The following is a 13,198-nucleotide window of genomic DNA, read 5'->3' as shown; positions in this document are numbered from 1 at the left end:
CAAAGGTCAAGATGCGCCCAGAAGAAATCCTCGAGCAGTACGGCCCGCGCGAGGCGATGGAGTACGACGTCGTCGTCGTCGGTGCCGGGCCCGGCGGGCTCGCGGCGGCGATCCGGCTCAAGCAGCTGAACCCCGAGCTCTCGGTCGTCGTGCTCGAGAAGGGCAGCGAACCGGGCGCGCACATCCTGTCCGGCGCGGTGATGGACCCGCGCGCGCTGACCGAGCTGATCCCGGACTGGAAGGAACGCGGCGCGCCGCTGAACCAGCCCTGCGGCGAGGACGAGGTGCTGTTCCTGAACGCCAACGGCACGCACCACGAGGCGCCGGCCTGGCTGATCCCGGGCTGCCTGCACAACCACGGCAACTACATCATCAGCCTGGGCGCGGTGACCCGCTGGATGGCCGCGCAGGCCGAGGGGCTGGGCGTCGAGATCTTCCCCGGCTTCGCCGCCGCCGAAGTGCTGTACGGCGAGGACGGCCGGGTGCGTGGCGTCGCCACCGGCAACATGGGTGTCGGCAAGGACGGCCAGCCGCACGACGGCTTCCAGCTCGGCATGGAGCTGCTGGGCAAGTACACGATCTTCGCCGAGGGCGCACGCGGCCACCTGGGTCGCCAGCTGATCGAACGTTTCGCGCTCGACAAGGGCCGCGACCCGCAGACCTACGCCATCGGCATCAAGGAGCTGTGGGAAGTGCCCGAGGCGGTCGCCAGGCCCGGCCTGGTGCTGCACAGCGCCGGCTGGCCGGTCGACGAGCAGACCTACGGCGGCGGCTTCCTGTACCACATGGAAGGCAACCAGGTCGCGCTGGGCTACGTCGTCGGCCTGGACTACCAGAACCCCTGGATCAGCCCGTTCGACGAGATGCAGCGCTGGAAGACGCATCCGGCGATCCGGCGCCACCTCGAAGGCGGCAAACGTGTCGGCTACGGCGCACGTGCGATCACCGCCGGCGGCCTGCTGTCGGTGCCCAAGCTGGTGTTCCCCGGCGGCGCGCTGGTCGGCTGCGAAGCCGGCACGCTGAACGCCGCGCGCATCAAGGGCAGCCACGCGGCGATCAAGACCGGGATGATGGCCGCCGAGGCCGCCGCCGCAGCCGTCGCCGCCGGCCGCGCCGGCGACGAGCTCGAGGCCTACCCGCAGGCCTTCCGTGCCAGCTGGCTGCACGAGGAGCTGGAGGCCAGCCGCAACTTCAAGACCTGGTTCAAGAAGGGCAACACGATCGGCACGCTGATGACCGGCATCGAGCAGTGGCTGCTGCCCAAGCTGGGCATGAAGAGCCCGCCGTGGACCCTCCACCGCCACACGCCTGACCACGCGCGGCTGCATGCGGCCAGCCAGGTCGAGCCCATCGTCTACCCGAAACCCGACGGCCAACTGACCTTCGACCGCCTGAGCTCGGTCTTCCTCAGCAACACCAACCACGAGGAAAACCAGCCGGCGCACCTGACGCTGAAGGACGCGTCGGTGCCGGTGGCGGTGAACCTGGCGCGTTACGCCGGCCCCGAGAGCCGTTACTGCCCGGCCGCGGTCTACGAGTTCGTGGCCGACGGCAGCGGCGGCGAGCGCCTGCAGATCAACGCCCAGAACTGCGTTCACTGCAAGACCTGCGACATCAAGGACCCGACGCAGAACATCGTCTGGGTCACGCCCGAAGGCGGCGGCGGGCCGAACTACGCGGGCATGTGAGAGCCGGGGCGTTCGAGGCCTTCCGGCCTCTCACGTCCAGACTCAGCCACCGCCCGAGAAGATGCGGGCGCGGGTGCCGAAGCCACCGCGGGCGTTGGTGTACTGCCCGCCCTTGGCGACGATCTGGCGGGTCGACAGCGTCTCCTGGATCTGGCGAATGGCCAGCTTGGGCTGGCGCAGCAGCTTGCCCTTCTTGCCGTCGTAGCCGTAGTAGTAGCCCTCGTGGGCGCTGTAGTAGGGGCCCAGGACCACGCGGCGGCGGGCGCCGCCGCCGCCGCCGCCACTGCCACCGCCTCCGCCGCTGACACTGCTGCCGGAACTTCCGCCACCGTCGGCGGAGGGCTCGTAGCCCTCTTCGCAGAACTCGTCGTCGCCCCAGTCGAGATGGCAGTCGATGCGGCTGGAGTAGACCGGCCGCGTCAGCTCGTGCGGCTGGTCGTCCAGCTGGTAGCCCTGGCGTTCCCAGGCGTAGGTGGCACCGCCGGCGATGATCACCAGCGCCAGCACGCCGTAACCTTCACGGTCTCCCATCGCCGGCCTCAGTAGGACAGGCAGCCGAAGTTCAGCGCCCCCAGCCCGAGACTGAAAGCGCCCAGCGTCAGGCCGACGGCGACGTTGCCCTCCGGCACCGCACGCGCCAGCCCGCGCAGCACCGTGCGGCCCAGCAGCCACCACAGCGCCAGCTGGTAGGCCAGCGCCATCGCCGCCCAGGCCGCGAGGTCGGCGAGGCCGGCGGCATGCAGCGCCAGGCTGACCAGCGGCAGCGCCAGGCCGAGCGCGGCGCCCGACAGGCTGCAGGCGGCAGCGACGTTGCCCTGCTCGACGAGCTTGAACTCCGGGTACGGCGTGATGCGCACGTAGATCCAAAGACTGCCCAGCCAAAGGCCCAGGCAGACGAGCAGGTAGACGTTGAAGTTGAGGAAGCCTTGCATGCTGCGGTTCAGGTCCCGGGGCGAAAGAAATGGGGCACGAAGTAGGCGGTGTTGGAGGTGACCGGCGTGACGTCCTCGCGCACCGCCATGCCGACGGCCTCGTCGCCGACCATCCAGGCGCCGACGACGGCGTGCACCGCGTCGAGCGGGCCGTGCCAGGACGTCGCCTCGGGCGCGGCGAAGGCCGGCAGCGGCGCCGCGGCCTGGTAGACGTGGCCTTCGGCGCCATAGCCGCCGTCGGTCTTCAGCGCGACGACGCCGTCGTGCACGAACTCGACGTTGGCGCCTTCGCGCGACAGCAGCGGCTTCTTCACGTAGGGCGTGCGGCCCAGCGGCTCGGGCGAGAAGAAGGCCGGCAGCAGGTTCGGGTGGCCCGGGTGGCGCTCCCACAGCAGCGCCAGCAGCGCCTTGTTCGACAGCGCCATCTTCCAGGCCGGCTCCAGCCAGACGGTGGGCGCGTCGAGCACGCCGTCGCCGAAGGCCTCCCCGGCCATCCATTCCCAGGGATAGAGCTTGAAGCAGGCTTCGATCGGCCGGTCGTCGAGGTCGACGAAGCCGCCTTGCGGCGTGCGGCCGATGTGGTTCATGTCGATCAGCGAGGCCTGCAGCCCAGCCTGCACCGCGAGGTCGAGCAGGTACTCGAGGTTGCCGCAGTCCTCCTGACAGTCCAGCAGCCCGGCCAGGTGCAGGCTACGCAGGCCGCGTTCGCGCGCGATGGAGCCCAGGCGGGCGAGCAGCGCCTCGTGCAGCGAGTTGAACTGGTCGGCATCCGGGTGCACGTCCTGCAGCCAGTGCCATTGCGCGACGGCGGTCTCGATGATCGAGGTCGGCGTGTCGGCGTTGTATTCGAGCAGCCGGGGTTCGGCCACGCCGTCCCAGCTGAAGTCGAAGCGGCCGTACAGATGCGGGTCGCCACGGCGCCAGCTGCGTTCGACCAGCGCCTGCGACGCCGCCGGCAGCCCCAGCCGCGCCAGGTCGCCGCGGCGCACCAGCTCGCCGGCGAGGTCCACGCTCATCGCGTGCAGCTCGCCGCTGACGTCGTAGAGGTGCTCGATCGCCGCCTCGCCGAACTCGTAGGCGACGTCCTCGCGCCAGTAGAGGAAGCGATCGGTCTGGCCGGCACGGTCTTCGCCGTCCGGGTCGATCGAGTGGAAATGGAAGCCCTGGTCCTCCAGGCGGCGCTGCCAGCCGGGACGCGGGCGCTGGGCAAGCCGTTTCACGAAACCCGGGGCGCGAATGCGAAGCCGGCGAGGATACAGGCGGGGAGCGCGCCGGCCACGGCGCCCTCCCCCGACCAGACGAGTTCAGCGCCCCAGCAGCACCTGCTCGGCAAAACGCACGAAGGCGTAGAAGCGCCAGTCGGCGTTCTCCTTGCGCTGGAAGCCGTGGCCTTCGTTCTCGGCGCGCAGGTACCAGACCGGCGTGCCGTTGGCGCGCACCTGGGCGACGATCTGCTCGGCCTCGGTGTACGGCACACGCGGGTCGTTGCGGCCCTGGACGACGAACAGCGGCTTGCGGATCTTCGCCGCGTTGGTCAGCGGCGAGATGCGGTCGAGGAACTCGCGCATCGCCGGGTCGCGTTCGTCGCCGTACTCGGCGCGGCGCAGGTCGCGGCGGTAGCTCTCGGTGTTCTGCAGGAAGGTCACGAAGTGCGAGATGCCGACGTCGTCGACCGCGCCGGCGATGCGGTCGGCGTAGTGCACCGCGCTGGCCAGCGTCATGTAGCCGCCGTAGCTGCCGCCGGCCACCAGCACACGCGAGGCGTCCAGGCCCGGCTGCTTGGCGACCCAGTCGAGCAGCGCGCCGATGTCCTTGACCGAGTCCTCGCGCTTGAAGCCGTCGTCCAGCGACAGGAAGGTCTTGCCGAAGCCTTCCGAGCCGCGCACGTTGGGCTGCACGATGGCGATGCCCAGCTCCTGCAGCAGGTAGTTGTAGCGCCCCATGAAGCCGACGGTGGCCTGGCCTTCGGGGCCGCCGTGGATCTGGATCAGCACCGGGCGCGGCCCGGCGAAGCGCGCCGGCGGGCGGTGCAGCAGGCCGGAGATCGTGCGGCCGTCGAAACTCGTCCAGCGCACGATCTCGGCCTCGCCGAAGCGCGACGGGTCGACGCCCGGCGGCACGTGGGGCGAGGTCCAGTCGGCGACCGCGCCGCCGGCCAGGCGCAGCGAATGCAGCCGGTTCGGGCCCTGCGCGCTGTTGGTCGAGAACGCCAGTTCCTCGCCACGCCGGTCGAAGGCCGCGCTGCCGATGCTGCCGGCGGGCAGCGGCGGCAGCGCCATTTCCTTCAGCGTGCGGCCGTCGAGCAATCGCAGCTCGTCGCGGCCCTCGACGTTGGCCTGGAGGGCGATCCAGCGCCCGTCCTCGCTGGGCGCGACGCCGCTGACGTCCCAGGGGATCTGCGACGTGAGCCGCGTGATGCGGCCGTCGGCCAGCGACAGCAGCATCAGCTCGCGGAACTCGCCGGCGCGGTCGCTGAGGAACAGCAGCCCCGAGCCGTCGGGGCGGAAGGCGACCGGGAAGTGCGCGGCCTTCAGCGTCTCGCCGGGCGCCGGCAGCACGCGCCGGCGCTCGCCGCTGGCGAGGTCGACGAGCCAGGCCTCGGACTCGGTGGCCGAGACGTAGCGCGTGATCGCGAGCGTGCGGTCGTCATGGGAGATGGCGCCGCCGAACCAGCCAGCGCCGGGCAGCACGGCGATCTGGCGCCGGCCTTCGGGGGCCAGCGGGTCCATCAGCCACAGCGCCGTGTCGATCGAGGTGCGCCGGCCGCCGTCGGCGGTGCGGTCCAGCGGCACCGCGCCGTAGACCAGCTTGGACGCACCGTGCAGCCAGCCGATGAAGTCGTGGCGCTGGTCCGGGTCGGTCAGCAGCGTGGCCTGGCGCGTCGCCGGGTCCAGGCGGTAGAGCTGGGTCGCTTCGTTGCCGCCGCGGCCGCGTGCGAAGACGATGTAGCGGCCCTCGCGCGGCTCCCAGCTCGCTTCGGCCACCGGGTCGGGTTCGGCCGTCAGGCGCTCCAGCGCGGCACCGGGCGCGGCGGCGCGCCAGAGCTGTGCGGTGGCGTCGTTCTCGCCACGGTGCAGCACCAGCATCTCGCGCCGTGTCGGGTGCCAGTCGGCGAAGCCGTGGCCGCGGAAGTCGTTGTAGCGCTGCACACGCTCGGCCAGCGACTGCGGGATCGCCGGGATGCCCTGCACGACGAGGTTGGCGTTGGGCGCGACCACCGCCTCGGGGGCCGGTGCGCTGGCACAGCCGGCGAGCGCCAGCGCGGCGGCGGCACAGGCCGCGGAAAACAGCATTCGTCTCATCGTCCACCATCGGCCCAGGAGGGCTTGCGTTTGTCTATGAAGGCCTGCACCCCTTCGAGTGCGGCCGGGTCCATCATGTTGCAGGCCATCGTGCGGCCGGCGTCTTCGTAGGCGGCGGCGATGCCGGTCTCGACCTGACGATAGAACAGCGCCTTGCCGGCGGCGATCGCGACCTGAGGCTTGGCGACGATGGTCGCGACCAGGCGCTCGAGCTCGGCGTCCAGGTCCTCGGGCGCGGCGACGCGGTTGACCAGGCCCTTGGCGCAGGCCTCATCGGCGCCGATGAACTCGCCGGTGACGAGCATCTCGAAAGCCGCCTTGCGCGGCAGGTTGCGCGCCAGCGCGACGCTGGGCGTCGAGCAGAACAGGCCCAGGTTGACGCCGCTGACGGCGAACTTCGCATCGCGCGAGGCGACCGCCAGATCGCACATCGCGACCAGCTGGCAGCCGGCCGCGGTGGCGATGCCGTGCACACGCGCGACGACCGGCACCGGCAGCTTCTGGATCGTCAGCATCATGCGTGCGCAGGCCGCGAACAGGCGTTCGTAGTAGGCCAGCGAAGGCTCGGCGCGCATCTCCTTCAGGTCGTGGCCGGCGCAGAAGGCGCGGCCGGCGGCGGCGATGACCACCACCCGCGCCGTCGTGTCCTCGGCGACACGTTCCAGCGAGGCCTGCAGCGCCGCGATCATCGCCTCGGACAGCGAGTTGAAGGCCTGCGGCCGGTCCAGCGTCAGCGTGACGACGCCGCGCTCGTCCTTCTCGTGCCGCAGCAGCGGCGTCGTGTCGTTCATCGCGGTCTCCTCATTCGATCGCCGCCGAGCTCCTGGCCCGCTGGCGCAACTGGAACTTCTGGATCTTGCCGGTGCTGGTCTTCGGGATGGTCTCGAAACGGATCTCCTTGGGCACCTTGTAGCCGGCGAGCAGGCGCTTGCAGTGGGCGATCAGCTCCTCGGCGCTGACGTCGACGCCGAGCTTGAGCTCGACGTAGGCCATCGGCGACTCGCCCCACTTCGGGTCGGGCCGGGCGACCACCGCGCAGGCCAGCACCGCCGGGTGGCGGTACAGCGCGTCCTCGACCTCCAGCGAGCTGATGTTCTCGCCGCCGGAGATGATGATGTCCTTGCTGCGGTCCTTGATCTTCAGGTAGCGGTCGGGCTCGATGACCGCCAGGTCGCCGGTGTGGAACCAGCCGCCGGCAAAGGCCTTGCCGGTCGCCGACGGGTTCTTCAGGTAGCCCTTCATGACGATGTTGCCGCGGAACATGATCTCGCCCATGGTCTGGCCGTCGGCGGGCACCTCCTGCATCGTCTCCGGGTCGAGCACCGTCATGCCTTCCTGCAGCGCGTAGCGCACGCCCTGGCGGCCGTTCAAGCGCGTCTGCTCGCCGAGGTCGGCGTCGCGCCAGGCGGCTCGCTTCACGGCCACCGCGGCCGGGCCGTAGACCTCGGTCAGGCCGTAGACGTGGGTGATGTCGAAGCCGAGCTTCGCCATGCCCTCGATCATCGCGGCCGGCGGCGCGGCGCCGGCGACCATGCCACGCACCTGCTGCGTGATGCCCTCGCGCCACTCGGCCGGCGCGTTGATGATCAGCCCGTGCACGATGGGCGCGGCGCAGTAGTGGTCGACGCCGTGCTCGCGCATCGCGTCGAGGATGGCCCGGGGCTCGACGCGGCGCAGGCAGACGTGCGTGCCGCCGAGCATCGCCACGGTCCACGGGAAGCACCAGCCGTTGCAGTGGAACATCGGCAGCGTCCACAGGTACTTCGGGAAGTGCGGCATCGTCCAGGTCGCCGCGTTGCCGACCGCGTTGAGGTAGGCGCCGCGGTGGTGGGTGACGACGCCCTTGGGGTCGCCCGTCGTGCCGCTGGTGTAGCTGATGGCGATCGCGTCCCACTCGTCGGCCGGGCCTTCCAGGCGCGCCAGCGGCGCGTGCGCGGCCAGCAGCGCCTCGTACTCCAGCGTGCCGACGCGGTCGCCGCGGCCGGTGTATTCGCTGTCGCAGACGTCGATGACGACCGGCTCGCGGCCGTGCTCGGCCTTCAGCCGCGCCAGCGCGTCGGCCATCAGCGGGCCGAACTCGCGGTCGGTGATCAGCACCGCGGTCTCGCAGTGGTTCATCTGCCAGGCCAGCAGCGGCGCGTCCAGCCGCGTGTTCAGCGTGTTCAGCACGGCGTTGACGGCCGGCACCGCGTAGTGCGCCTCGACCATCTCCGGCGTGTTGGGCAGCATCACGCTGACCGTCGTGCCGCGGCCCACGCCCAGCGAGCGCAGCGCCGCCGCGAGCCGCGCGCTGCGCTCGCGCACCTGGGCCCAGGTGTAGCGGCGCGCGCCGTGGATCACGGCCGGCAGGTCGCCGAAGACCTCGGCGCTGCGCTCGACAAAACTCGTCGGCGACAGCGCCACGAAATTGGCCGCGTTGCGGTCCAGCTGCTGCTCGTAGATGTTCATGCCCGGTCTCCTGTCGGTGCGCGCCGAATGTTATGCAAGCGGCTGACACGAGGCTGCCTCGGCCCCACGGTCGCGGCGGGTGCGCGGCGCCGGGAAGGCGCTGATACACTGCGCGCCGTCAGGAGAGAGCCCGCCTCGAGCGGGCCGCCGAAGGCGCAGGGTTCGCCCGAACGCTCAGGCAAAAGGACTGGCTTTCCACCTCACTGGAGAGAGGTCGCCGCTTCCAACGAGCGGCGGCCCACCGAAGGGGCAAGGACCACCGCCGGGGTGGCTTCCGAATCTCTCAGGTAAAGCGGACAGCGGGGGCACGTGCGTCGGCGACAAGCCGGCGATCCGAAGACGATGCCCTCGATGGAGTCCGCCGTGAGCGACCTTCTGAAGACGCCCCTGCACGCGCTGCACCTGAGCCTCGGTGCCCGCATGGTGCCGTTCGCCGGCTATGCGATGCCGGTGCAGTACCGCGACGGCCTGATCGCCGAACACCGCCAGTGCCGCAGCGCCGCGGCGCTGTTCGACGTCTCGCACATGGGCCAGATCCGGCTGTCCGGCCCCGATGCCGCGGCCGCGCTGGAGACCCTGGTACCGGTGGACGTCGTCGACCTCGCGGTCGGCCGCCAGCGCTACGCCTTCTTCACCAACGAACACGGCGGCCTGCGCGACGACCTGATGATCTCGCGCCCCGAGCCGGGCACCGGCTTCGGCGACCTGTTCCTCGTCGTCAACGCCGGCTGCAAGGACGCCGACCTGCGCCATCTGCAGACCCACATCGGCCACCGCTGCAGCGTCGTCGGTTTGCCCGAACGCGCACTGCTGGCGCTGCAGGGCCCGCTGGCCGCCGACGCGCTGGCGCGGCTGAACCCGGGCGTCAAGGAACTGGTGTTCATGACCGGCGGCGTCTTCGAACTCGCCGACGCGCCCTGCTTCGTCACGCGCTCGGGCTACACCGGCGAAGACGGCTTCGAGATCTCGGTGCCGGCCGAACGTGCCGAGGCGCTGGCCTCGGCGCTGCTGGCGCTGCCCGAGGTCAAGCCTGCCGGCCTGGGCGCACGCGACACGCTGCGCCTGGAAGCGGGGCTGTGCCTGTACGGCCACGACATCGACGAGAACACCTCGCCGGTCGAAGCCGGCCTCACCTGGGCGATCCAGAAGGTGCGCCGCCCGGGCGGCGCGCGCGAAGGCGGCTACCCCGGCGCGGCGGCCGTCGAACGCCATCTGGCCGGCGGCGCGATGCGCAAGCGTGTGGGCCTGGTCGGCCTGGAACGTGTGCCGGTACGCGAAGGCACGGCCATCGTCGATGCTCACGGTCATGCGCTGGGCCGCGTGACCAGCGGTACGCTGGCGCCCGGGGTCGACCGTCCGATCGCGATGGCCTATCTGCCGCGCGACCACGCCGCCCCCGAACACGAGGTCTACGCCGAGGTGCGAGGCAAACGCCTGCCGATGCGCGTGACCCCGATGCCGTTCCAACCCCACCGCTACCACCGCGGTTGAAATCTTCAGGAGAAGCCGATGACCACCATGTTCACCCCCGACCACGAATGGATCAACATCGAAGACCACGAAGCCGCGGTCGTCGGCATCACGCCGCACGCGCAGGACGCGCTCGGTGACGTCGTCTTCGTCGAGCTGCCCGAGGTCGGCCGCACGTTCAAGAAGGGCGAGGTGGCCGGCGTCGTCGAGTCGGTGAAGGCCGCCGCCGACCTCTACATGCCGGTCAGCGGCGAGATCGTCGAGGTCAACGAAGCGCTGCGCGACGAGCCGGCGCTGGCCAACAGCGACCCGATGGGCAACGGCTGGTTCTTCAAGGTCCACGTCGCCGACATGGGCGAGTTCGACCAGCTGATGGACCCGCCCGCCTACGACGCGCTGCTGAAGACGCTCTGATCCCCCTTTCCTCCTAGCAGTCCCCCGCCCATGCTGATGTCTGCCCTTCCCACGCTCGGCGAGCTCGAGCACCACGACGAGTTCGCCGCCCGCCACCTCGGGCCCAACGAAGCCGAGGAACGGCAGATGCTGTCGGTGATCGGCGCCGCCTCGCGGCAGGCGCTGATCGAGGCGGTGGTGCCGCGTGCCATCGCCCGGCCGCAGCCGATGCAGCTGCCGGCGGCGGTGCCCGAGCACCAGGCGCTGGCCGAGCTACGCACCATCGCGGCCAAGAACCGCACGCTGCGCAGCTTCATCGGCCAGGGCTACCACGGCACGCGCACGCCGACGGTGGTGCTGCGCAACGTGCTCGAGAACCCCGCCTGGTACACGGCCTACACGCCGTACCAGGCCGAGATCTCGCAGGGGCGGCTTCAGGCCCTGGTCAACTTCCAGACCATGATCGCCGAGCTGACCGGCATGGCGATCGCCAACGCCTCGATGCTCGACGAGGCCACCGCCGTCGCCGAGGCGATGACGCTGGCCCGGCGCAGCGTGCGCGCCAAGTCCGACACGATCCGCGTCGCCGACGACTGCCACCCGCAGACGATCGAGGTGCTGCGCACGCGTGCCGAGCCGCTGGGCCTGGTGGTCGACGTGCGCCCGTTCGCCACGCTCGCCGACGAGGGCGAGTGCTTCGCCGTCGTCGCGCAGTACCCGGCCACCGACGGCACGGTGCACGACCTGCGCGCGCTGGCCGACGCGGTGCACGCCAAGCAGGCGTCCTTCATCGTCGCCGCCGACCTGCTGGCGCTGACGCTGCTCGTGCCGCCGGGCGAGTTCGGCGCCGACATCGCCGTCGGCACGACCCAGCGTTTCGGCGTGCCGATGGCCGCCGGCGGCCCGCACGCCGCCTACCTGGCCTGCCGCGACGAGTACAAGCGTGCGATGCCCGGCCGCCTGGTCGGCGTCAGCGTCGACGTGCACGGCCGCCCGGCCTACCGCCTGGCGCTGCAGACGCGCGAGCAGCACATCCGCCGCGAGAAGGCGACGTCCAACATCTGCACCGCGCAGGTGCTGCCGGCGGTGCTGGCCTCGATGTACGCCGTCTACCACGGCCCCGCGGGCCTGAAGCGCATCGCCCAGCGCGTCGCCGCCTACGCCGCGGCGCTGGCCGCCGGCCTGCGCGCGATGGGCCTGGAGGTGCTGACCGAAGCCGGCTTCGACACCGTCGCCGTCGAGCTCGGCGAGCGCGCCGACACGGTGATGGCGCGTGCGCTGGCCGACGGCGCCAACCTGCGCCGGCTGTCGGCGACGCGCGTCGCCGCGGCGCTGGACGAGACGACGAGCCGCGCCGACCTCGCCGACCTCTGGCGCTGGTTCGCGCCCGAAGGCGCGACGCTGCCGTCGATCGACGAATACGAGCGTGGCGTCGAGCCGCTGCTGCCCGAGGCGCTGCGCCGCAGCAGCGCCTTCCTGACGCACCCGGTCTTCAACTCGCACCACAGCGAGACCGAGATGCTGCGCTACCTGCGCCGCCTGTGCGACCAGGACCTGGCGCTGGACCGCACGATGATCCCGCTGGGCTCGTGCACGATGAAGCTCAACGCGACCAGCGAGATGATCCCCATCACCTGGCCGGAGTTCGCCAACCTGCACCCCTTCGCGCCGCGCGACCAGCTGGCCGGCGTCTGGGAGATGAACGACCAGCTCTGCGCCTGGCTGGCCGAGGCCACCGGCTACGCCGGCATCAGCCTGCAGCCCAACGCCGGCTCGCAGGGCGAGTACGCCGGCCTGCTGGCGATCCGCGGCTGGCACGCCTCGCGCGGCGACGCGCGCCGCGACCTCTGCCTGATCCCCGAGTCGGCGCACGGCACCAACCCGGCCAGTGCGCAGATGGCGGGCCTGTCGGTCGTCGTCGTCAAGTGCGACGCCAACGGCAACGTCGACCTCGCCGACCTCGAGGCCAAGTGCGTGCAGCACGCCGAGCGCCTGGCCTGCGTGATGATCACCTACCCGTCGACCTACGGCGTCTTCGAGCCGGGCGTCAAGCAGCTCTGCGAGATCGTGCACCGCCACGGCGGCCGGGTCTACGTCGACGGCGCCAACATGAACGCGCTGGTCGGCCTGGCCGCGCCGGGCGAGTTCGGCGGCGACGTCAGCCACCTGAACCTGCACAAGACCTTCTGCATCCCGCACGGCGGCGGCGGCCCGGGCGTCGGCCCGGTCTGCGTCGTCGCCGACCTCGTGCCCTTCCTGCCCGGCCACGGCGACGCTGGCGCGCCGGTGGGCGCCGTCAGCGCCGCGCCGCTGGGCAACGCCGGCGTGCTGCCGATCAGCTGGATGTACGTGCGCATGATGGGCGCCGACGGCCTGCGCCAGGCCACCGAGACGGCGATCCTCAGCGCCAACTACGTCGCCGCACGGCTGGCGCCTTACTACGACATCCACTACAGCGGCGGCATCGCCGGCATCGCCGGCGGCGGCGTCGCGCACGAGTGCATCCTCGATCTGCGGCCGCTGAAGGAGACCAGCGGCATCAGCGCCGAGGACGTCGCCAAACGATTGATCGACTACGGCTTCCACGCCCCGACGCTGAGCTTCCCGGTGCCCGGCACGCTGATGGTCGAACCGACCGAGAGCGAGCCGCTCGTCGAGCTGGACCGCTTCTGCGACGCGATGATCGCGATCCGCGCGGAGATCGCGAAGGTCGAGTCCGGTGCCTGGCCGCGCGAGGACAACCCGCTCAAGCACGCCCCGCACACCGCCGAGGCGCTGCTCGCGGCCGAGTGGCCGCACGCCTACGCCCGCGAGGAAGCCGCCTACCCGGTGCCGGCGCTGCGCCGCCACAAGTACTGGTCGCCGGTCGGCCGCGTGGACAACGTCTGGGGTGACCGCAACCTCAGCTGCAGCTGCCCGACTATGGCCGACTACGCCTGAACCCGCGGGCGCGGCCGTCGCCGCG

The 13,198-nt window shown here is 71.3% G+C and carries 10 protein-coding genes and 1 riboswitch; of the genes, 4 read left to right on the top strand and 6 right to left on the bottom strand.

Annotation, left to right across the window (positions count from 1 at the left end; genetic code table 11):
- Positions 1-11 precede the first annotated feature (11 nt).
- A complete protein-coding gene (locus EV684_RS14810) occupies positions 12-1,688 on the top strand; it encodes an electron transfer flavoprotein-ubiquinone oxidoreductase (RefSeq protein ID WP_132648062.1) in 1,677 nt (558 codons plus the stop codon).
- Positions 1,689-1,730: 42 nt separating this feature from the next.
- Here EV684_RS14810 and EV684_RS14805 read toward each other — a convergent pair whose 3' ends face one another.
- The 6 genes from EV684_RS14805 to EV684_RS14780 form a co-directional block, all read right to left on the bottom strand.
- The gene (locus EV684_RS14805; RefSeq protein ID WP_132648061.1) at positions 1,731-2,219 is read right to left on the bottom strand and encodes a hypothetical protein; all 489 of its coding nucleotides are present in this window, start codon (positions 2,217-2,219) and stop codon (positions 1,731-1,733) included.
- A gap of 8 nt (positions 2,220-2,227) precedes the next feature.
- Positions 2,228-2,620, bottom strand: a complete 393-nt coding sequence (locus tag EV684_RS14800; protein ID WP_132648060.1) for a DUF350 domain-containing protein — start codon at positions 2,618-2,620, stop codon at positions 2,228-2,230.
- An 8-nt stretch (positions 2,621-2,628) separates the two neighbouring features.
- Positions 2,629-3,840: a glutathionylspermidine synthase family protein gene (locus EV684_RS14795; protein WP_132648059.1), complete on the bottom strand. Its 1,212-nt coding sequence runs from the start codon at positions 3,838-3,840 to the stop codon at positions 2,629-2,631.
- A gap of 84 nt (positions 3,841-3,924) precedes the next feature.
- Positions 3,925-5,913 (bottom strand): S9 family peptidase, encoded by a 1,989-nt coding sequence (locus tag EV684_RS14790; protein ID WP_132648058.1) that lies wholly within the window; start codon positions 5,911-5,913, stop codon positions 3,925-3,927.
- A gap of 5 nt (positions 5,914-5,918) precedes the next feature.
- A complete protein-coding gene (locus EV684_RS14785) occupies positions 5,919-6,713 on the bottom strand; it encodes an enoyl-CoA hydratase (protein WP_132648057.1) in 795 nt (264 codons plus the stop codon).
- A gap of 10 nt (positions 6,714-6,723) precedes the next feature.
- Positions 6,724-8,370, bottom strand: a complete 1,647-nt coding sequence (locus EV684_RS14780; RefSeq protein WP_132648056.1) for an acyl-CoA synthetase — start codon at positions 8,368-8,370, stop codon at positions 6,724-6,726.
- A gap of 193 nt (positions 8,371-8,563) precedes the next feature.
- A riboswitch (glycine riboswitch) is annotated at positions 8,564-8,680 on the top strand.
- 41 nt (positions 8,681-8,721) lie between these two features.
- On the opposite strand from EV684_RS14780, the gene gcvT reads away from it, so the two are divergent.
- From gcvT to gcvP, 3 genes are read left to right on the top strand one after another with little or no spacing between them, the layout of a single operon-like run.
- The gene (gcvT, locus tag EV684_RS14775) at positions 8,722-9,861 is read left to right on the top strand and encodes a glycine cleavage system aminomethyltransferase GcvT (RefSeq protein WP_132648055.1); all 1,140 of its coding nucleotides are present in this window, start codon (positions 8,722-8,724) and stop codon (positions 9,859-9,861) included.
- 18 nt (positions 9,862-9,879) lie between these two features.
- Positions 9,880-10,254, top strand: coding sequence for a glycine cleavage system protein GcvH (gcvH, locus tag EV684_RS14770; protein ID WP_132648054.1), 375 nt, complete (start codon positions 9,880-9,882; stop codon positions 10,252-10,254).
- A 30-nt stretch (positions 10,255-10,284) separates the two neighbouring features.
- Complete coding sequence (gcvP, locus tag EV684_RS14765; protein WP_132648053.1) at positions 10,285-13,173, top strand: aminomethyl-transferring glycine dehydrogenase; 2,889 nt, start codon at positions 10,285-10,287, stop codon at positions 13,171-13,173.
- Positions 13,174-13,198: the final 25 nt, after the last annotated feature.

The organism is Rubrivivax gelatinosus (assembly GCF_004340905.1).
GTDB classification, from domain to species: domain Bacteria; phylum Pseudomonadota; class Gammaproteobacteria; order Burkholderiales; family Burkholderiaceae_C; genus Rubrivivax; species Rubrivivax gelatinosus.
This window is presented reverse-complemented; position numbering and strand designations above follow the sequence as displayed.